The sequence below is a fragment of the Ruania zhangjianzhongii genome (genome assembly GCF_008000995.1).
Lineage (GTDB): Bacteria > Actinomycetota > Actinomycetes > Actinomycetales > Beutenbergiaceae > Ruania > Ruania zhangjianzhongii.
The window spans coordinates 2,011,471-2,031,919 of sequence record NZ_CP042828.1 but is presented as its reverse complement, the minus strand read 5'-3'; the positions used below and the strand labels follow the sequence as shown (position 1 = coordinate 2,031,919).

Sequence of the window (20,449 nt, the reverse complement as noted above, 5' to 3'; positions counted from 1 at the left end):
CGCGACCCCACCCGTTCGATACTTCCGGCGCGGACTCGTGCTCCGCGGGCACGAACCGGTGCACCCGGTGCCGACCGAGCCGGCTCACGACCGCTACGCCTGCGCCGTCACCCGGTCGTGATGGCGGCCGCGGGGCAGCATCAGCGGCTTCCCGGAGATCGGGTCGGTGATGATCTCGCTGTCCAGCCCGAACACCTCGGCGACCATCTCCACGGTGAGCACCTCTCCGGGGCTGCCGGCGGTGTGCACTCCCCCGTCGGCGATCGCGATCAGGTGATCGGCGTACCGGGCGGCCATGTTCAGGTCGTGCAGCACCATCACGATCGTCGTCCCGCGGCTCGCGTTCAGGTCGGTGAGCAGGTCGAGGACCTCGATCTGATGGCTCACGTCCAGGAAGGTGGTCGGCTCGTCCAACAGCAGCAGGTCGGTGCGCTGCGCCAGCGCCATCGCCACCCAGACCCGCTGGCGCTGCCCGCCGGAGAGCTCGTCCACCGGGCGGTCGGCAAGCTGGACGGTGCCGGTGGCCTCCAATGCCTGGGCGACCGCTTCATCGTCGGCGGCGGACCACCGGGCGAGCAGCTTCTGGTGCGGGTGCCGCCCGCGCCCGACCAGGTCCGCCACGGTGATCCCCTCCGGGGCGATCGGTGACTGCGGCAGCAGTCCGAGGGTGCGGGCCAACTCCTTGGCGGGCATCCGGTGCACCGCTTTGCCGTCCAGGAGCACCTGCCCGCCACGGGGGGCGAGCAGCCGGGACATCGACTTCAGCAGCGTCGACTTCCCGCAGGCGTTCGCCCCGACCACTGCGGTAATCGCGCCCGGCGGGACGGTCAGGTCCAGCTCGGAGAGCACCGTCCGGTCGGGGTACCCGACCGTCAGGTGATCGACCTCCAGCGTGCGGTGATGGGTCATAGCGAACCTCCGGCCCGGTTGATGCGCACGATCAGGTAGAGCAGGTAGGGGGCACCGAGCACACCGGTGACCACACCGACCGGGAAGCGGGTGCCCAGCGCGAACTGGGCCACCAGATCGGCCACCAGCACCAGCACGGCCCCCACCAGCGCCGCCGGCACCAGCAGGGAACCGCGTGGACCGACGATGCGGGCAGCAATCGGACCGGAGAGGAAGGCGACGAACGCGATCGGGCCGGCCGCCGCCGTCGCGAAAGCGATCAACCCCACCGCGGCGATGATGGCTACGATCCGGGTGCGCTCGACCCGGATGCCGAGCGCGATGGCGCAGTCGTCGCCGAGCTGGAGCCCGCCAAGATTGCGCGCCTGGGCCAGCAGCACCGGTGCCAGGACGGCGACGGCGCCCAGCACCGGGACGACATCGCTCCACCGGGCGCCGTTCAGGCTGCCGGTGAGCCAACGCATGGCCTCCTGCAGCTCGTACTGGGGCGCGCGTTCCAGCACCCAGGAGACCACGGAGTTGAACATCGCGCCGACACCGATCCCGATCAATACCAACCGGGTCCCCGCGACTCCGCGGCGGTAGGAGAGCAGGTAGACCGCGAGCGCGACTGCGAGCCCAGCGACGATGGCGACTGCTGAGACCGCGGCACCGGTGAACCCGAGCACCACGATGGAGAACACGGCTGCCGCGCTGGCCCCGGAGGAGATACCGATAATGTCCGGGCTCGCCAGTGGATTGCGCAACATGGTCTGGAAGGTGACCCCGCCCAGGCCGAAGCACAGCCCGACGAGCAGCGCCAGGCACGCGCGTGGCAGCCGGAGGGTGCCGACGGTGAAGGAGGCCCCCGGCACCTCCTGGCCGAGGATGACGCCGATCACCTCCCCGGGCGAGTAGAAGGTGTGCCCGACCATCAGGCTCGCCGCGTACGCCCCTGCGGTCACGAGCAGGAGAACGGTGATCACCGTGCGGCGGCGCCGGGACCGGCCCAGGCGGCCGGCGCTCACCCGCGTCACTGCCTCCGCGTGCGAACCCTGCGGGGCGTGCGCAGCCTCCCGGGTCTGGACGGCGGTCACAGTTCACGCACCCGGTGTCGGCGCACGATCGCGATGAAGACCGGTGCTCCCACAATCGCCACCAGGATCCCGACGTCCACCTCTTCCGGGCGGGCGACCACTCGCCCGAGGACATCGGCCGCGGTGAGCAGAGCGGCACCACCGAGCGCGCTCAGCGGCAGCAACCACCGATGGTCGGGCCCGGCGATCAGGCGGCAGACATGCGGCACCACGAGACCGACGAAGGCGATCGGGCCGGTGACGGCGGTCACTGCTCCGGCGAGCACCACCGCACCCAGGGCGGCCACTGCCCTCGTCCAGCCGACCCGCTCCCCGAGCCCGGTGGCCACATCGTCACCGAGAGCGAGCGTGTTCAGACCCCGAGCCATCAGCAAGCAGAGGACCAGGCCGGCCGCGAGGAATGGCGCCACTGTGCCGATCGACGCAGCCGTCGCGCCACCGACGCCGCCGATCTGCCAGGACGTCGCCCCCTCGGCGATATCCTGCCGAGGCAGCACCACCGCGGTGACGAACGAGGCGAGGGCGGCCGTGGTGGCAGCGCCCGCCAGAGTCAGCTTCAGCGGGGTCGCGCCGTCTCGGCCGAGGGAGCCGATCAGGTAGACGAGGGCTGCGGTCGCGCCCGCGCCGACGATGGCGAAGGTAATGTAGGCGGTGACCGTGGCGATCCCGAACCAGGCCATCCCGATCACCACCGCGAGCGAGGCCCCGGTGGTCACGCCGAGGATGCCGGGGTCGGCGAGCGGGTTGCGAGTCACGCCCTGCATCACCGCGCCGGAGACCGCCAACCCGGCCCCGGCGATCACCGCCAGCCAGGTACGCGGGATCCGCCGCGCGACGGCGCCCTGGTCGAAGCCATCGGACGCGCCACCGAGCGCAGCGAGGATATCGTCCAGGCCGACGGCCCGTGATCCGTACGACACGGAGACCCCGATGAGCACCGCCACCAGCGCCGTCAGCGCCAGCAGTGCGAGCACACGCACCCGCCGCGACCGGCGCAGCGAGCGGGCTGCGGGACGGTCGGCGGCGGGTGGCGCGGACGTGACGGTGACGATCGGAGTGCTCCTAGGCGTTATCGGCCGCGTCAGCCAGCAGCGCCACGTACTGTTCCACCAGATCGGAGTTCAGCACCTGAAGCGGCGTGGGGTTGGCGGCGGTACCGAGGGGACCGTCGCCAGGCAGGCTCACCACGGCGTCGTTGGCTACTGCGGGTAGCTGGGACAGCAGCGGGTCACCCTCGAGAGCGTCGATCAGCTCCTGGCCGCCATAGGTGACGAAGACGTCCACGTCGGAGAACACGTCTGCCTGCTCGGTGCTGACGCTGCCGTTCCACACAGTCGGATCGGTCGAGACGTCGATCAAGCTCTGCGGGATCGTCATGCCCAGGTCCTCGAAGAACTGGGAGCGGGTGTCGTAGGCGTTGTAGAAGTTGATCTCGCTCAGATCGGTCGGGTCCACGTGGGTGACCATCATCGCGGTGGCACCCTCAAGCTCGGGGTGCTCGGCCACCGCGGCGGCGATCTTGTCCTCGATCTCGGTGACGAGCGCTGCGCCCTCCTCGGCCATACCCAGGGCGGTCGCGTTCACCTCCACGATCTCCCGCCACGGGGTGCCCCAGGCGGTCTCGGGGTAGGCCGCCACGGGAGCGATCTGGGACAGGGTGTCGTAGTCCTCCTGGCTGAGGCCGGAGTATGCGGCGAGGATCACGTCCGGCTCTGTGTTCGCGACGGCCTCGAAGTCGATGCCGTCAGTCTCGTCGAACAGCGCCGGGGTCTCGGCACCGAGCTCGGTGAGCGTGTCCTCCACCCAGGGGTGCACGCCGTCGCCGTCGTCGTCGCCCCAGGGGGTGGTCGGCATACCGACCGGCACGATGCCCAGAGCGAGGGCGACCTCGTGGTTCGCCCAGCCGATGGCGGCGACACGTTCCGGCCGCTCCTCGATCGTGGTGGTGCCGAGGGCGTGCTCGATGGTGACGGGGCTCCATTCCGTGGCGGCGGAGCCGTCGGTGGAGTCGGGCTCGTCGGCAGCCTCGGTGCCGCCAGAACAGGCGGTCAGACCGACGGCGACGAGTGCGGCCGCGGCGATGACGGCGCGGCGAGTGGAACGGAACACTGGGGTCCTTCCGGGACGGAGTGGGCGCACGTCGGCGCGCGTGGCTGAGGCCGCTCTCACTTCGGACGGCGGGAGTCACCCGAGCGTGGGAAGTGAGGTTTGCCTTGCCAAACTTATAGAAGGGAGCGCCTATTACGCAACCTCCGCCGCATCTAATTGTGGCATGGGCTCTTCAGCCGCTGGACGCCTCGTTTCCCCGGCCGTTTCGGCGTGTCCCTCCGGCTGCCCCGGTGAGCGCCCAGTCACGCCGTGCCCACGGCGACGTTCACCGCCGCCCGGAGCACTCCCCCGGGTGACCCACCGAATCGCTCGCGGAGCATGCCGTCCAGCACGGCCAGCGCCTCGGTCCGGTGACCCTCGTCCAGGCCAGCGACGACTTGTCCGCCGAGCGGGTTGGACGCGGTGACCTCGTCCCACAGCGCATCGGCCGAGGCGACCGGAGTATCCCAGCTCACCTGGTGCACCGCCACGTCCCGCACTCCGGCCTCGATCAGGTTCTCCGCCAGCGCCTGCGGTGCGGCCACCCGGAAGGGTGGCGGGGGCGGATCGGTGGGAAGACCGACGAACTCGGGGACCGCCGTCCGCACGCCGGCGAAGAACATGCTGAGGAACTCCACCGCAGGTAGTGGACCGAACGCGGCCACCAGGACGGTGCCGCCGGGGCGCGTCACCCGTGCCATCTCGGTCAGGCAGCGGCCGAGCCGGGCGGACATCGTGACGCCGTTCTGGGAGACGCTGACGTCGAAGGCGTCATCGGGAAGGTCCAACGCGTGCGCATCCAGCACGCGAGCGTCCACGGTGAGGCCGGCGGCCCGTGCCCGGGTGCTCAGCAGCTCGATCATCTGCGGTGAGATGTCCACCGCGGTCACCGTTGCGCCGGCGCGGGCGGCCGGGATCGCCAGCGCGCCGCTGCCACAGGCGACGTCGAGCAGACGGGTGCCGGTGCCGAGCGGCGCGTGGGTGAGGGTGAGCTCGGCGTTGTCGGTGGCGGTCGGGGTGACGAACTGGTCGAATCTGACGGCGATCGCGTCCCACGCGTGGCGGATCTGGTCGCTGGTCGGGTCGGTGCTGGTCGGGTCGGTGCTGGTCATGATCGGCTCCTTTGCCTTGGAGCTTCGACGCTAGGCGGTGAGCCGCACCGGGTCATCGCCCGCTCGTACCACCCCAGCTCCGCGGGCGTGGTTTGTTCGTACCACTCAGTCCCGGGGCAGCAGGTCATGGCGGTAGGCCCACGCGGTGGCGGCGGCCCGGGACGGCAGGTCGAGCTTCGCGAAGACGTTCTGCAGGTGGCGGCGCACCGTGTGCTCGCTGATCGCGAGCGCGGTGGCGATCTGCCGGTTCGTCTCCCCGGCCGCGACGTGCACCAGGATCTCCCCTTCTCGCCCGGTCAACGCCGACGGCGGAGCTCGCCGGTCCGAGCCCGCCTGACCGGTGCTCAGCGAGGCCAGCCGGGCCAGATCGGTGACCGCACCGATCGCGGTGAACTGCTCCCGGGCGCCGGCCCAGGCGAGGTCGGCAGAATCGCGGTCACCGAGGGTGTGGCAGGCGAGGCCGAGGTACATCGTGGCGCGTGCTGCCTCGTACGGCGCCTGCAGATCCCGCCAGGCCGCGGTGCTGGCGCGCAAGGCTACCGCCGCTGCCTCCGGCTCTCCCTCGGCCAGCAGCACCTGGCCACGAGCGAACTCACACGTTGCCCGCAGGAACTCGGTGGTGACCGGTTCCGCCCCGGCGACCAGTTCCTCCAGGTGCCGGCGCGCCAGTTCCACCTTGCCTGCCGCCAACGCCACCTCGACGCAGGCGGCCAGGGCGCGGATCGTGGCCGCCGGCTCCTGCGCTTCGGTGAGGAGCGAACCGGTAGCCGCCAGTGCGTCGTCGATACGCCCTTCGGCCAAGCGCAACAACGCCATCCCGGGCTGCACCGGGTGGCCCCAGGTGCCCGCCACCCGGTATTCGTCCGCGGCCCTGCTGAACTCGCCACGCAGCCGCAACAGCTCAGCCAGCTGATAGTGCGCCATCCCCTGGGCCGGGTCCCCCGGCCGGCCGGCCAGGTGGGCACAGGCGTCGTCGGCCGCCGCAAGGGCCTGCACCCACGTGCCGCGCAGCTGGAAGAGTTCGGACCGGTGGACCAGGCACTGGCCCTGGTAGGGCTGGATGCCCTGCTGCCGGGCGCACCAGTCGGTCAGCGCCGTGGTCCACTGCTGCGCCCGACGCACGTCGAACACGTCCCGGCAGGCGAGGATCACCGCACAGTAGACGAAGCCCGCGACCAGCGGGGTGACATCGTCGTCGGTGACGGCGAGCATCGCCTCGTCCAGGATGGCCAGCCCTGCGGCAGCGTCCCCGAGTGCGATCCGGGACTGGCCCTGTCCCAGACGAGCGAGCGTGGCCAGGTCGCGGTCCGCCGCGCCGCCAGGGGGCTCGGCGGTCGCGGCGGTCGCGGCGGTCGCGGCGGTCCCGACGCCCTCGGCACTCCCGGCCCTCCCGGCCCTCCCGGCCCTCCCGGCGATGAGGGTGAAGGTGCTGAGCGCATCGCGCGGGTGGCCGCCGTGCAGGGCTTGGAGCGCGAGCGGCAGACGAAGATAGTCGGCGGCACCGGTGTCCGGAGTGTCTTCGAGCAGGCGCCCGGCCCGGGCGAACCAGGCTCCAGCGCGGGCGTTCTCACCGGCGAGAACGAGGGTCAGGCCGAGCCAGAAGGCGCTACGGACGGCGTGGCTGGGGTCTGACTGGTCGACCCAACCGTGGTGCGCCCGGCCCCAGGCGAGTTCCGCCGTCTGGTGGTCCCCGGTGAGATGCGCGGCCACCGCCCAGGCATCCAGGTCCGCCGCGAGCAGTGCCGTTTCGCCGTCGGCCTGGGTGAACAGCACGCAGGCATCCAGCCAGGCGTGGTGTTCGCACGCGCGCCGGGCTTCGTGGACCAGGCCCACGCCCATCCCGCCACGATACTCCCGCGGAGGCGGGTGAGCCGGGGCTCTCAGCCTTCGGCGACGAGATGGGTCTCGACGGCATCGATGCGGAAGGGCGCGGATTGGCTCTGGGTACTCGTCGTGCCCGCGATCGGGATCCACGGCCCCTGGCCGGCCACCTGGAACTCCCCCGACCATGTGGTGGTCAGAGTGATCGCCACGTTCTCGGCCTCACGCTGATAGGCGTGGGAGATGTCGTCCGCCGGCCACGGCGCACCGGCGTTCGTGGTGACGAGCGGGGCGGACCCGTCGCCGAAGTCCCAGCTGAACTCCACCGGAGTCGCCCGCACTCGCACGGGGACGTCGAGCACCGTGGTCTCGAGCATCTGCGGTGCGCCGTCGGTGTACACCAGCGTGTCCAGGTTCACCAGGAACCAGTCTCGTTCGGGCTGCAGATGGACGGTGGGGAGCTGGAGCGGAAGTTCGGCGAAGTCGGAGCGGGTGACGGTAATGATGATCGGCTCGGACTCCTCCTGCTCGGGGGCGTCCTCGTCCTCCTCGGCGTCCTCGTCCTCTTCTGGTTCTTCGATGACCTCGTCACATGAAGGGATGTACGACACTTGTGGCCGGTCGTCCATGACCATGCACACCAGCGGGCCGGACTGTTCCTCCTCGGGCGCCGACCCACTCACCGGCGGAATCCATACGCCCACCTGCGGGGCGGGTGTGCCTGAGTTGTCTGCGCCACCCGCCGCCTGGAGACCCTTCGTGTCCTCCCACGAACGGATCGCTTCGGCCCGAACACCAGAATCGTCAGCGTCCTCATCCAACCAGTCCACCGTCGCGTCGGAAGCCGCCTCAGAGGGAGCCATTGCGGTCAAGACCAGTCCGAGAGCAAGCACGCAACTTGCTATTGCTGTCACGAGTCGTCTCCTGCGACCACTCCGAGCACCAACCAGCCCTCGGATTCCCAGCGCATTGAAAGGAGAAACTCCGGATCCTCGACGGCGGAATAGGGTGTGCGCGTGCCGTCTGGATATACGAACTCTGACGCACCAATCGTTACGGCGAGTTCAACTGTGTACACGTCTTCCTCAAATGGACCGCCCCCATCGGAGGACGAAATATCAACGTCCCCACCAACGCTGAAGCCCCCCTCGTCATGCAGTTCTGAGGCCCGGTCCCGCACGTTCGTGCAGAAGCCACAGCCCTCGTCACTGAGCGCGTCCCATTCAGCAAGGTCACCCGACGCGTAAACGTATGGGTAGAGATTGACGAAGTACTTCGCCGCGGCGATCGCGCCGTCGACGGTCTCCTCGTCCATCTCCGCCGGGCGCTCGGGCGCCTCGACCTCCGGCGGCTCGGACGGATCCTCGCTCGGATCGTCCCCACCCGAGGCATCATCGTCACCGGTCGGATCGTCGGTCGCCGGCTCGGTGGACTCCGATGGGCTCTCCGACACCGTCGGGGTCGTCGTCTCCTCCCCCTCAGCCGGCGTGCACCCAGTGAGCACCAGCAACCCCGCTAGTGCCCACAGCATTCGCCCCCGTCGGCTCACCATGGCGAAAACCCTGCCACACCCGGCTAGCCCGCGTCAGCCGCTTGTGGATAACTTTCCGCCTCCACCCACGATCACTGCCGCGGTGAGTCCACCTCTACCGGCGCGGTCTCCTCCGCTGAGAACCAGGGCAGCATCGCCGCCAGCGCCACCGCGCCGGTCACCACGAACGCCCACCCGAAGCCGAACTGGTCCGCCACCAACCCCACCAAAATCGGACCAAGGATCGCACCGGTGTCCTGCGCCATCTGGAACGTGGCGAGCACTTTGCTCCCCGACCGGTCGTTGCCGACGATGTCCGCCAACGTTGCCTGCTGCGCCGGATTGAGCAGGCCCCCGCCGATCCCGGAGAACACCGAGAGTGCCATCAGCAGCACCAGTCCATCGGCCAGACCCATCAGCCCGAGGCCGATCGCGGTGACCAATAGCCCCGTGAGCACCAGCGGCCGCCGGCCGGCGCTGTCCGCCCAACGCCCGGAGAACTGCAGAGTGCCAGCCGTACCCACTGCCGCACAGGCAAGGGCCGCACCTGCCACCCAGGGCTCATCGTGCACCGCGACCGCGAGCTGGGGCAGCACCGCCACTCGCACACCGAAGTTGCACCAACCGTTCGCAAACCCAGAGACCATCGCCGCCCGGAACGCCGAGTTGCCCCACGCCTGCCGCACCCGCATCGGCGGCTGCTCCACCCGCTGCTGCTCCGGGCGAAGGCTCGCCCCCTTCAGCCGCACGGCCACTACCAGCGCAGCAACGAACAGGGCCACGGCGTAGACGATGAACGGCACTCGCAGCCCGAACTCGGCCAGCAGCCCGCCCAACACCGGGCCGAGCATGCCACCGAGCAGGAACGCCGTCGCATACGCGGAGGTGCACCGCCCCCGGATCGACGGCGGCGCGAGCCGCACCACCAGGGACATCGCCGAGACGGTGAACATCGTCGAGCCGATCCCACCCAGCCCCCGGACCAGCAGGAGCTGCACATAGGACTGGGCGAACGCCGTCGCCAAGGAGCTCAGGGCGACGATGATCAGCCCGGTGACGTACACCGGCCGCTCCCCGAGCTTGTCCACCAGCGCGCCACCGGCGGGGGCGAAGACCAGCCGGAAGAACGCGAATGCGGAGACCACCACGGAGGCGGCGGCCACGCCGACATCGAAGGACCGGGCGTAGGCCGGTAGCACCGGGGAGACCAGGCCGAAGCCGACGGCGATCACGAAGGCCGCCGCCACGAGCACTTTGATCTCAGCGGGAATGGCGGGGCGGGTCACACCTGCTGAGTCTAGGTCGGCAGCGAGGGTGACCTAAATGTCGAGTTCTCGCGAGACCTCGACATCCAGGCCACCCTCGTGAACTGGTCAGCGCGGCAGCACCTCCAACGGGGTCGATGCCACCGTGCCCGTGGGCCGGCTGGTGCCCACCAGCTCATACTCACCGGGGCGAACATTCCGACGGATCTGCGCCTCCGTCTCGAACCCTCCGTCGGCGTCCGTGACCGCGCTGCCGAGCACGCCGCCGCGGCCGTCGATGCGCAGCAGCACCACCTCACCGGGCTCGTACCCGCTCCCGGTCACCGTCACCGACTCGCCCACCTGCACCTGCTCCGATTCCACCTGCAGGCTGGCGCCATCCGCCGGCACGGAGACGGTCAGGTCCCGCATCCGCCCGATGTTGTCGAACGAGCCGAAGCCGACCAGGCCGGAGTCGAAGGTGTCATCGGTGGCGGTCAGCAGCGGCCGGTCCAGTCCGTCCATCCAGACGGCGATCTCACCGGTCTCGGCGCAGTGCACCAGGCGTACGCCATGCCATTCCTCGTCCGTGACCGCCGGTGGTGCACCCACGCTGCCGTCCCATTGATCGTCGATCCGCTCCCGGTCGGCGTTGTCGACCTTGTAGATGCCGTTGTGGGCGTAGATCGTGTTGTCCTGGGACAGGTGCGCGTAGTAGTACTCGGTGTCCGACTGGTAGCCGAAGACCAGGATGATGTCCCGGTTGTTCACCGACGCCGGTTCGTCCAGGCGTACGTCCGCCTCGAGCTGCACCGAGCCGAACGGCTCGGAGTCCAGCAGGGCGTACTCGAACGGACGCCGGATCCCGTCGCCCGGGTTGCTGCCTGCCTCGGCCAGGATGATCTCCTCACCGGGGAACTCCCACAGCTCCGGGGTCCGAGGCTGCCAGTTCTCCCCCGCCATCAGATCGGTGAGCTCGGTGCCGAAGGAACAGCTGGGCATCGTCGGCGGGTCCACCGGCTGGACGTCGAACATCGCGTACTGGCCGGCCACCTGCTCTGGGGTGAGTGCCGTATCCAGGAACATCAGATCGTCCATCCGGCCGTTGAACGGGTTCGCCTCCCGGTTGTTCTGCGGGAAGCTCCCGCCGATCTTGATACCGGCCGGGTTGCTGGGTGACGTGGATCCTTCGCCCCACGGGTTGTCCGGACGGGTGTAGTCGCCCTCGAGCGGCTCACCGTTCATGTACAGCTGCATCTCCCCGGCGGCGAAGTCGAACGTGGCGGCAAGGTGCACCCACTCCCCGCGCGCCAGGATCTCCTCCCACGGCAGGTTCGCCGCATAGGTCCAGGAGGATTCGCCGTCGACCCGGCGGGCCAGGCCGACCAGGCGCAGCTCGCCGTCCACCTCGATCACCTCCAGCAGCGCACGCACCGCGTGCCCGTCAGAGTCGCCGGTGAGCACACCCGCCAGCCCGATCGCGTTGTAGTGATCGTCCGGATCGTCGGAGTTGCTGTTCAGCGCCGGGTGCAGGCCGGTCGGTTTGAACCAGCCCATCACCGACGTCTCGTCCACCCCGGCCAACCCGGAGAGTGACTCCACGCCGCCGGGATTGTGCACCCCCGCCTTCCAGTCATCGTTGGAGGCTTCAGTGGGACTCATCTGCTGGGTCTGCAGCGCCTCACCGGCACCTGGATAGGCCGCATCGGCGACGCGCATCTCGACACCGCCGTTGACCAGCTCGATCTGCGTGCCCGAGGTGCCCTGGTCCGCCTCGAACGTCGACGCACCCTCGACCGGGTGGTCGAAGTCGTAGTGCGCCACCACGTTCTCGGTAAGCTCCGGGAGCACGATCGGCGACTGTGCGCCGACCGTGTGTGCCCCGGTGACCTTCCAGATCGTCCCGTTCGCCTTGGCGATCAGATAGAGCTCACCCTCGGCATCAGAGCCGAAGCGCAGGTCCACGCGGCTGTCGCCGACCAGCTCCTGGAACGTCGTCTCCTCGCCGTCAGCGAAGACCCGCAGTTCCTCGATCGTGGCCAGGTCGGCAATGTCGCCGTCGTTACGGACCATCTCCTCGGAGTCAGCGGAGAGCACCCAGCCGCGCACCAGGTCGGTGAACAGGTACTGTCCCTGCAGCTCGGGGATGTCACCCCGGTAGACGAAGCCGCCGTTCACCGCGACACCGGCGTCACCGGTCTGGCCCGGGTCCCGGTTGTGGTCGTAGGCCGCGACCGGATAGGTGTAGCCGAGCTCGGCGTCATTCTCGGGCAGCGGGAAGATCTGCCGGTTTTCGGCCCGGAACGAGCCCTCCCGGTCGGACCAGCCGAAGTTGTCTCCGGCTTGCACCTCGTAGATCGACTCGACCTGCCACTCGCCAATGTGGCCCAGGTACATCGCGTGGTCCCCGCCAAGGTCCCAGCTGATCCGGTGCGGGTCACGCATCCCGACGGCGTAGATCTCCGGGAGTGCGCCCGGCTCGTCCAGGAACGGGTTGTCCTCCGGAATGCCGTACTGGCCGTTCGCGCTGCCCTCGCCGAGCGGGTCGATCCGCATGATCGTGCCCTGGGGGGTGCTCAGGTCCTGGGGGTTGCCGTTGCCGACACCGTTCCCGCCGTCGCCGGCGAGGATGTACAGGTTGCCGTAGTCGGCGTCACCGGGTTCGACCGTGGGGTTGAAGGCGATCTGCTGCACGGTGTGCACTCGGCCGGCGAACGGGAAGCGCAGCAGCTCGCGGCTGGTGCCCTCGAACGTCTCCGCGGCTGGATCGGTGGCGGTCCACTCGGTGATCACGCTGTGGAAGGCGGTGTTGCCATAGCCCGGGAAGTCCGGTTCGTCCTCGGTCAGGGCACTGCCGCCCTCGGTGTGCACCGTGTAGAAGATTCCGTTCTCGGCAAAGTCCGGATGGAACTCCGCGAACCCGAAACCAGTGCCCAGCCCGGCGTGGTTGTGGAAGTTGTCGATGAACTCATCCCGCACATTCAGGTACGGCACGTACTCCCCGGAATCCTTGTCCACGAGGTAGAGCACTTCGTTCATGTCCGGCACCATCAGGCGTCCGGAGCCGTCCGGCACCTCGTCCAGGTGCGTGATCCGGTTGTGCCGGATCAGCCGCTGGTCCTGGGTCTCCGGGGTGGTGTGCGACTCCGGGAGCTGGGCGAGCTCGGTGACCTCGATGCCGAGGGTGGACAGGCCGGGGTCGGGCAGCGGGTTCAGCAGCGGCTGCTCCTGTTCCCCGGTGTAGGCGCACTTGCCCGGGTCGCCGGTCGGGTTGGTGAGGTTCTCACCGGCGGTGTCGATCGCGACGTCGTCCAGGGTGAGCTGGCCGTCGCTGCTGGCGCCGTTGATCCAGAAGAACCGGTCCAGTGCCCCGGAGACGCCCTCCCGGAAGGAGAACTGCTCCTCGGCGCCCTCAGGGAGGCGGGTGATCTCCTCGTAGGACCCGCCCTGGCTGTACACCGCCACCTCGTCGGCGGCGTTGTCGGCCACGATCCACACGCACTGCCAGGCGTCCTGCGCCCAGTTGCCCACCGGCTCGAAAACGCCACCGTCACGCACCAGCATGGTGTCGTCGTTCTGGTTGTTCACGTAGGCGCGGCTGTCGCTGAAGGTCGACGGCGCATCGACGTCGGTGATGCCGAAGGAAGTGTCGACGGTCTCGGTACGCAGGAACCGGAAGAACACGGTGCCGGTCTGCCCGTCCGCGATCTCCGGGATGGCGCGGTGCGCCGAGTTCGACCCGCCGACCATCTCCAGCACCTGGTTGTTCCCGTTCAACGGGTCCGCGATCACCTGGGCGGCCGGAGATGCCGACCACCCGTCCTGTCCGTCCAGGCCGTCGCGGGTGTAGCCCTCGAAGTCGAGCAGCTCGGTAAAGCTGTTCTCCTGCGCGGGGGCCGGGTTGTCCGCGGCAGCCGGCGCGGCAAGCGCACCAACTCCGACCGCTGCGGCCAGTCCTGCGGTCAGCAGAGACCTCATCGCCTGCTGCCATCGTTGTGCTGACATCTTTGTCCTCCCCGTGGAAAGCGCATTCACAACACTGTGGCGACGATGGTATGCGCTTTCCTGTCCGTTGCGCTAGTCGTTGCCAAGATTCGCGCACTGTGCTATCCAGCGGGCTGGGTAAGAGATCGGGTGAGAGATCGGGCATGCCGCCGCGAGGGTGCGCCTGTGGTCGCGATGTCACGGGTTCACAACCTGGAGTGCACGTGATAGCCGTCCATCTCCACCGACACCCAGCTTCCGTCCGCCCGCTGCCAGGCAAGGTCGCCGCGCGCGATAGTCCTGCCCCGCTAGAGCCGCAGCGCGAGCGCGTTCGCGGTCAGCCCGGCGGCGGTGCCGCAGAGCACCACTACGTCCCCGCGCTGCACCCGCCCGGAATCCAGGCAGCGGGCCAGCACGAACGGCACCGAGGCGGAGACCATGTTGCCGGCCTCGCTCACCCAGTCCACGTACTGCTCGGCCGGGACGCCGATCCTGTGCATCGCCAGGCCCAGTGCCCGGCTGGCCTGGTGCGGCACCACCAGATCCACGTCCGCCAACCCCAGGCCTGCCTGCGCGTCGAGCCGAGCGAAGAAGGTGTCGAAGAACTCCGGCAGCACCCGCACCATGTTCCGCAGCGCGCGGCGCCCGTCCATGTCGAACTGGTAGTCGGCCCGGTCGTGCCGGGCGTAGTCGTGTGGCGGGAGCAGGCTGCCGCCGCCCCGGATCTCGGTGTCGTGGGCGTGCTCGGCCCAGGTCCGCTGCAGGCTGGTCAGCACCCCGCGTTCGGGGTCCTGGCCGCGGGTGAGCACCACGGCAGCGGCAGCGTCGGAGAAGAGCTCGTTGCTCTCCGGCTGGTCCGGGTTGAGGAAGCGTGAGGCCACGTCCCCGGAGATGATCAGGATCCGCTGGTACTCGCCGTCGGCCAGGTAGCGCGAGGCCACATCCACGGCCGTGACGAAGCTGGTGCACGTGGAGTTCACGTCGAAGGCGGCCACCGAAGCGCGCGGCGCGATCCGCTCCCAGACCAGCGCAGCAGTGCACGGGATCGGCTGCAGGTCCCCGGCGACCGCACCGATCACGCAGTCGATGTCCTCGGGCGCCAGCCCGGCCTTGTCCAGCGCGCGCCCTGCCGCGGCGGCGAGCATGTCCAGCTGGGTGACGCCGTCGGCGATCCGGTAGCGGGTCTGATCGCCGAAGGTGACCACCCGCTCGGCCAGGTCGGTCCCCCACCCTGCGATCTCACACTGCCGCATCCTCAGCCCCCTGCCAGTCCCTCCGTACTCGGCGCCGTTTCACCGCCGGATCGGCAGCATACGGCAGAAACTCGGTGCTCGGCGCCACGATTCCGAGCCGCTGCCAGAGCGCATCGAGCTCGGCGCGCACCGCGGGAGCGGCCGACAGGTCGTCCAGGTGCACCTCAAGGTTCGCCGGCCCGGTCTGCACCACCCGGTACTCGGTGAACCCGTCGGCGGCGATCACCGCGCGGGAGACCAGGTCGGCAAACACCACGGCGCCGCCGAGGAGCAGCGTGTCGTCCGCGCGGCCCTCGATCCGCTCGATCGCGCGCAGCACACTGCCGCAGGCGCACCGGCCCCGGCGAGCGACCAGCACATCGTTCAGCCGGTAGCGCACGATCGGCTGGGTACGGCGGGAGAAGTCGGTCACCACCGGCACGAACCGGTCCTCGTCCAGCCACTCCGGCTCGATCAGCACCTGTTGCTCGTTCAGGTGCAGCACCCCACGGGCGCAGGTGTGGGCGAGGAAGCCTTCGGTGCACTGGTACAGCTGGTGCAGGCGCTCCTGGCCGAACGCTGTGGCGAAGGTCTCGGCTTCGCCGGGATCGAGCACTTCGGCCACCGAGTACACCCGCTGCAGGTCGCCCAGCTCGTGGCCGGCGTCGGCGAGCAGCCGCAGCACCGAGGGTGGCGCCACCAGGATGGTCGGGGCGTACGCGGCCAGGTCCGCCAGGTGCTGGGTGATCGGCACGGTCAGGTCGTAGTAGCGAAAGTCCACCAGCTTCGAGCGGACCGTCTCGTACAGGGCGTTGTTCGCACGCAGGAACAGGGCGATCCGGTGCCCGGTCAGCCCCGGCGGCAAGGTCTGGGCGAGGACAGTGCCGGCCCAGGCGTCCCGGTCGGCGGGGCTGACCAGGAACAGGCCGCGGTGCCCGGAGGTGCCGGAGGACAGCCCGACGGCGATCGTGTCCAGCATCGGCGCGAAGTCGCGGCTGCGCTCGGCTGCCAGGGCCAGGGCCTCGGCGTCGGTGCGGCGCACGCCGACTGTGTTCAGCCGGTCGAAGTGCGCCATCATCATGGCCTTGTCCATCACCGGCGCGTCGGTGAGGGCGTACACGTGCGCGTAGAACGGAGAGCGGGCGCGCAGGAAGCGCAGGTGCTTGCGGATCCGGCGCTGCTGGTAGCGCTCCAGGGCCGCGCGGGTGCGCGGGCGCGGGCCCCATCGGGTCTTCGCCAGCACGACGGCGGTGCGCAGCTTGCTCACAGCAGGTTCACCCCGCTGGGGTGGTCGTCGTGGGAGAAGAGCAGCCGCGCTCCCCCGCGTTCGGCCTCGAGGAGGCGACCGGACGTGGCCAGGTGAGCTGCGCCGTCGTGCGTGATCCAGCGCGGCACCGCGCGCATCTGTTCCACCTCACCGAGCAGGTCCCGGCCCCAGGCGGCGTCCCCGGCGAGCAGCACACGGCCCTCGATCAGGGCGCCGAGGTGGCCGCGGGCGTGCCCGGGTAGGTCCACCAGCTGGTAGCTGCCGTCGCCGAACAGGTCACAGGTGTCCAGGCCGAACGGGCCTGGGGTGAACTGGTCGACGATCACGGTGCCGGGATCGCGGGTGGCGTCGGCGAACCAGTCCGGGAGCAGGCCGGGGAGCAGGCCCTCGCGCAGCCGGGGGTTCGCGAGCGTGGCGAGGAGACCGCGGTGTAGGACGAGGGCGGCGTGGGGAAAGTGGCGCAGGCCGCCGATGTGGTCCGGGTGCAGGTGGGAGAGCACCACATGGGTGATGCTGGCCGGGTCGAGCTGGGCGGCGATCTCTTGCTCCGGTGGCAGGTCCGGCGGTAGGAGCCGTTGGTAGAGGCGTCCGGCCAGACCGGTGCGCCAGGGCTGCGGCGCGTAGCCGGTGTCGAACAGGACGCGGCGGTCCCCGGACGTGTAGCAGAACACCGTGGACGCAAATGTGCGTCGTTCGCGAGGGTGGCCGGCGATCAGCTGAGCGACGTCGTGCTGGGTGCGACCGCAGGTGTAGGCGCGCAGCTCAGACATACGCGGCCAGGCTCTCGTCCAGACTCACGTGGGGCGCGTAGCCGAGCAGGGTGCGGGCCTTGGTGATGTCCAGGGTCTGGGCGTAGGCGATGGTGCTGAGGGTGTAGCGGGTCAGCGGGGGTTCGGGGTAGCCGGGCAGGTGTCCGTAGATCTTCTCCAGCAGGCCGGCGACGGCGTAGAGGGGCCGCGTAGGCAGGCTGCGGTAGCGCGGGGTCCGGCCGAGCACGGTGAAGAGCTGGTCGAGGAGGTCGCGGAACGGTCGGGGGTCGCCGTTGGTGAGGTTGAAGGCTTCGCCGTCGATGCCGGGGGTCTCAGCGGCCTGGCGGAGCGCAGTGGCGACGTTCTGCACGGAGGTGAGGTCGATCAGGGCGCGGCCGCCGTCGAAGAGTGGGGTGCCGATCTTCTCGTGTACCTCGAGGAGGCGGGGTACCAGGCTGGGGTCGCCGGCGCCGATGATCCCGCGGGGGCGGAGGATGACGATCTCGGGGCTGCCGGAGTGCTGGCGGCTGCGCTGGAGCAGGGCTTCGGCGGCGATCTTGGAGCGGATGTAGCCGTTCAACCGGTTGCCGGGGTCCACCTGGTGCTCAGAGATGTTCGTGGCGTGCCGGGCAGCGGCGTAGATGCTCGGCGAGGAGACGTGCACGATCCGGCGCACGCCGTTGCGGCGGGCGTAGGTGAGCACCCGGTCGGTGCCGGTGACGTTGGCATGTTCGAACTCGGCCCAGCGGCCCCAGGGGGTGGAGAGGGCGGCGCAGTGGATCACCAGGTCGGCGGGGGCTGTGGTGGTGGCAAGGGCATCCAGGTCCCCGGCGATCGTGGGCCCGCCGGTGGGCAGGGCGGCGGAGTTGCGGCCGGTGGCGATCACTCGGTAGCCATGTTCGCGCAGCTCGCTGACGACGTAGCCGCCGAGGAACCCGCTCGCCCCGGTGACCAGTGCAGTTGTCGTCATCCGAGCATCTTATGAAAGGTTCCGGTGCGCGCATTGCTGGCATCGCATGCATCCTTGGCGGGACCATTGCCACGTTGACGGTCCGGAACCTGTCCGCACACACGCGTCGAGCGCCGAAATAACATGCGGCCTTCGACGGCTGTGGCCTCCAGGTCATCAACCCCTGGGAGTGGGGCCGACGAGGGTGAGTCCCACCCACGTCGGCCCCACTCGGTCGCGATGGCCCGCGGCTACCAGTTGTCGATGACGGCAGTGGCCTGGTCCCGCAGGTCGATGCTGGCTGCCTCGGTCACGGCGTCGGAGTTGTTCGGGTTCTCCAGGCCGCGGACAAAACGCTCCAGCGCTCTGATCCCAGGCCTGGACCGATCATTCTCCCAATGCCGCTGCGCCTGCTCCACGGCGCGTGTCAGACGGTTCACCACCGGGCCTTCGATATCACCGGCAGCCACGTACTCCGTCACGGCGTCCGCGAGACGGGTGAGCCGTTCGGTCGGATCCGAGGGCTCATCGCCATCGGTGACCTCATCGAAGGGGAGATGCAGGCGCAGGTCTTCCTCAGCATCGAGCCCAGTCTCGCCGTCGGCCAGTGCACCGATCTGCTGGGTGCCGAGAGCGACGTCGTAGATGCGGACATCGTCCATGGCACCGGCGAGCCGGTTGACGCCGTCGAGACGCTGGCCGAAGAAGAAGCCGTCAATGCCGAGTAACTCGCCACCTCTGGTGATCGACCCCTGCGGTGCCGAGCCTTCGGCGGCGACTTCGCCGTCGACCCACAGCTGGACCGTGTCTGCCGTGCGGGTCATGGCGAGGTGGTGCCACTCCTGGTCGTTGTAGGCACCCTCGGTGGTCAGGGTCAGATCACCGGTCTCGGTGCCGAGCATGGCCCGGACCCGGTCGGAGCCAGGCTCGGCGCGGATCCACAGGCCGGGAAGCCCGCTGCCCATGTGGTATGCCCAGACCAGGGTCTGGTCATGGCTCTCCTCGCCGTACCGGAACCAGGTCGAGATGGTGAAGTCCGAGTCGTCCAGATCGACATCAGGCCCGTAGGGCACGTCCACCCGGTCGTCGAAGTCGCCGTCGCCGGCGGCCAGGTCGAACTCGAAGGCGCTCTCGTGGACACCGTCGACGATGTGCGGCTCGCCGCGCACGTAGGCGGTGTTCTCACGCGGAGAGACATCCGGAGTGGTCGGCCCGGGCGGGTGCTCGATCACGCCGGGCGCCTCCTCGTTCGCAGAGTCCAGGTAGGCGCTGTTGAAACGTGCGACCCGAATCTCCCGGTAGGCGTCCTCCTCGCCCGTCTCGTAGGCGAGAGCCAGGGTGCCGTCCGACACGGCGAGGAGGTCCGAGTAGCCCGCGTTGCCCCAGTTGACTACGCGCCCCTCGTCCCAGGTCTGCCAGGTGGCGCCGCCGTCGAAGGAGGACCGCACCGAGAGGACGACGCGGGAGCGGGGATGTGAACCTCCGGAGAACAGCACTCGCTCGGTGCCGTCGGCGTCCACGAAACTCGTCATCGACCCTTGCGAGACGGGCGTCTGCAGGTCAGGGTCGTTCTCGAAGGCACCGTCGAAGGACTCCCCACCGTCGGAGCTGGTGGTGAACGCCCGGGTGCCCTCGGCCGCCCCGTGCTGGTCCCTGCCCGAGACCAGGATCTGGCCGTCGGGAAGCTCAGCCAGGGTCAGTTCCTGCGGCTTGAGTTCGGCAGGGTCGAGGTCGGCCTCAGCGCCGTGCTGCCAGGTCAGTCCGCCGTCATCGCTGTAGGCCAGGCTGGCCCCGGTCTGGTGGGACTCCGAACCAAAGATGTAGCCCTCGTGATTCATCCCGATGACCATCCGGCCCGCGTGCGGGCCGTGATCGAGCTGGATTCCGGCACCCGGACCAGTCGCCAGCCACTTCTCCCAGTCCGGGTCGGTGATGTCGTCACCGATGTCCTCAGGCTCACTCCAGGTGGCGCCATCGTCTTCCGAGTACTGCAGGTAGGGCGTGCGCAGGTTGTGATTCAGCGCCGGGTTGTGGGTGGTAATAAGAGCGATACGGCCACTGTCGGAGTCCACCACCGGCGTCGGGTTACCCGCGGTGTCGACGCCGGCATCGAAGACGACCTCGATCGGTCCCCAGGTATCGCCACCGTCCTGAGAGCGACGAAGGACCGTATCGATGTCGCCGGAGTCGTCGCAGCCGCTGCTGCGCCGACCCTCGGCGAACGCCAGCAGAGTGCCGTCGTTGGTCTCGACTACTGCGGGGATCCGGAAGCAGAAGTAGCCGTCCTCTCCGCGCTCGAAGATCACGTCCTCGGCGAACTCGACCTCCTCCGCGGCATCGCCTGGATCGGTCGGCTCCACCGGTGCGCCGGTGGCCGGCGTCACGGCCATCGTCACTCCGAGCGCGCCGAGGGCGAGTGCGGCGATCGCCGACCGAAGGCCGACCCTCGCTCGTGCACCATGTCTGCGGTGCACCATCTGTGGTCCC

15 protein-coding genes are annotated in these 20,449 nt (G+C 69.5%); all 15 read right to left on the bottom strand.

Annotated features, from left to right (window positions below; genetic code table 11):
* Positions 1-93 precede the first annotated feature (93 nt).
* Entirely contained in the window at positions 94-909 is an 816-nt protein-coding gene (locus tag FU260_RS09510; RefSeq protein WP_147916839.1) for an ABC transporter ATP-binding protein, read from the bottom strand.
* On the bottom strand, positions 906-1,985 hold the full coding sequence (locus tag FU260_RS09505) for a FecCD family ABC transporter permease (protein ID WP_210418235.1): 1,080 nt from the start codon (positions 1,983-1,985) through the stop codon (positions 906-908). Before FU260_RS09505 ends, FU260_RS09510 begins: the two co-directional genes overlap by 4 nt.
* The gene (locus FU260_RS09500) at positions 1,982-2,965 is read right to left on the bottom strand and encodes a FecCD family ABC transporter permease (protein ID WP_328592989.1); all 984 of its coding nucleotides are present in this window, start codon (positions 2,963-2,965) and stop codon (positions 1,982-1,984) included. The genes FU260_RS09505 and FU260_RS09500 overlap by 4 nt, the downstream gene beginning before the upstream one ends.
* An 82-nt stretch (positions 2,966-3,047) precedes the next feature.
* The gene (locus FU260_RS09495; RefSeq protein ID WP_147916837.1) at positions 3,048-4,094 is read right to left on the bottom strand and encodes an iron-siderophore ABC transporter substrate-binding protein; all 1,047 of its coding nucleotides are present in this window, start codon (positions 4,092-4,094) and stop codon (positions 3,048-3,050) included.
* 242 nt (positions 4,095-4,336) lie between these two features.
* On the bottom strand, positions 4,337-5,185 hold the full coding sequence (locus tag FU260_RS09490; RefSeq protein ID WP_147916836.1) for a class I SAM-dependent methyltransferase: 849 nt from the start codon (positions 5,183-5,185) through the stop codon (positions 4,337-4,339).
* Positions 5,186-5,290: 105 nt separating this feature from the next.
* Positions 5,291-7,024: a LuxR family transcriptional regulator gene (locus FU260_RS09485; protein ID WP_147916835.1), complete on the bottom strand. Its 1,734-nt coding sequence runs from the start codon at positions 7,022-7,024 to the stop codon at positions 5,291-5,293.
* Between the two features lie 41 nt (positions 7,025-7,065).
* Positions 7,066-7,869, bottom strand: coding sequence for a hypothetical protein (locus tag FU260_RS09480; RefSeq protein ID WP_147916834.1), 804 nt, complete (start codon positions 7,867-7,869; stop codon positions 7,066-7,068).
* Positions 7,870-7,916: 47 nt separating this feature from the next.
* Complete coding sequence (locus tag FU260_RS09475) at positions 7,917-8,558, bottom strand: DUF6318 family protein (RefSeq protein WP_147916833.1); 642 nt, start codon at positions 8,556-8,558, stop codon at positions 7,917-7,919.
* Between the two features lie 71 nt (positions 8,559-8,629).
* Positions 8,630-9,823, bottom strand: a complete 1,194-nt coding sequence (locus tag FU260_RS09470; RefSeq protein WP_147916832.1) for an MFS transporter — start codon at positions 9,821-9,823, stop codon at positions 8,630-8,632.
* A gap of 87 nt (positions 9,824-9,910) precedes the next feature.
* The gene (locus FU260_RS09465; protein WP_210418234.1) at positions 9,911-13,786 is read right to left on the bottom strand and encodes a PQQ-dependent sugar dehydrogenase; all 3,876 of its coding nucleotides are present in this window, start codon (positions 13,784-13,786) and stop codon (positions 9,911-9,913) included.
* A 287-nt stretch (positions 13,787-14,073) separates the two neighbouring features.
* Positions 14,074-15,018 carry a 3-oxoacyl-[acyl-carrier-protein] synthase III C-terminal domain-containing protein gene (locus tag FU260_RS09460; RefSeq protein WP_147916831.1) on the bottom strand — a complete coding sequence of 315 codons (945 nt, stop codon included), beginning with the start codon at positions 15,016-15,018 and terminating at the stop codon, positions 14,074-14,076.
* The gene (locus FU260_RS09455) at positions 15,005-16,264 is read right to left on the bottom strand and encodes a F390 synthetase-related protein (protein ID WP_147916830.1); all 1,260 of its coding nucleotides are present in this window, start codon (positions 16,262-16,264) and stop codon (positions 15,005-15,007) included. The genes FU260_RS09460 and FU260_RS09455 overlap by 14 nt, the downstream gene beginning before the upstream one ends.
* Positions 16,261-17,034 (bottom strand): MBL fold metallo-hydrolase, encoded by a 774-nt coding sequence (locus FU260_RS09450; RefSeq protein ID WP_147916829.1) that lies wholly within the window; start codon positions 17,032-17,034, stop codon positions 16,261-16,263. Before FU260_RS09450 ends, FU260_RS09455 begins: the two co-directional genes overlap by 4 nt.
* Positions 17,027-17,983 (bottom strand): NAD-dependent epimerase/dehydratase family protein, encoded by a 957-nt coding sequence (locus FU260_RS09445; RefSeq protein WP_147916828.1) that lies wholly within the window; start codon positions 17,981-17,983, stop codon positions 17,027-17,029. The genes FU260_RS09450 and FU260_RS09445 overlap by 8 nt, the downstream gene beginning before the upstream one ends.
* A 230-nt stretch (positions 17,984-18,213) precedes the next feature.
* Entirely contained in the window at positions 18,214-20,439 is a 2,226-nt protein-coding gene (locus FU260_RS09440) for a sialidase family protein (RefSeq protein ID WP_210418233.1), read from the bottom strand.
* Positions 20,440-20,449: the final 10 nt, after the last annotated feature.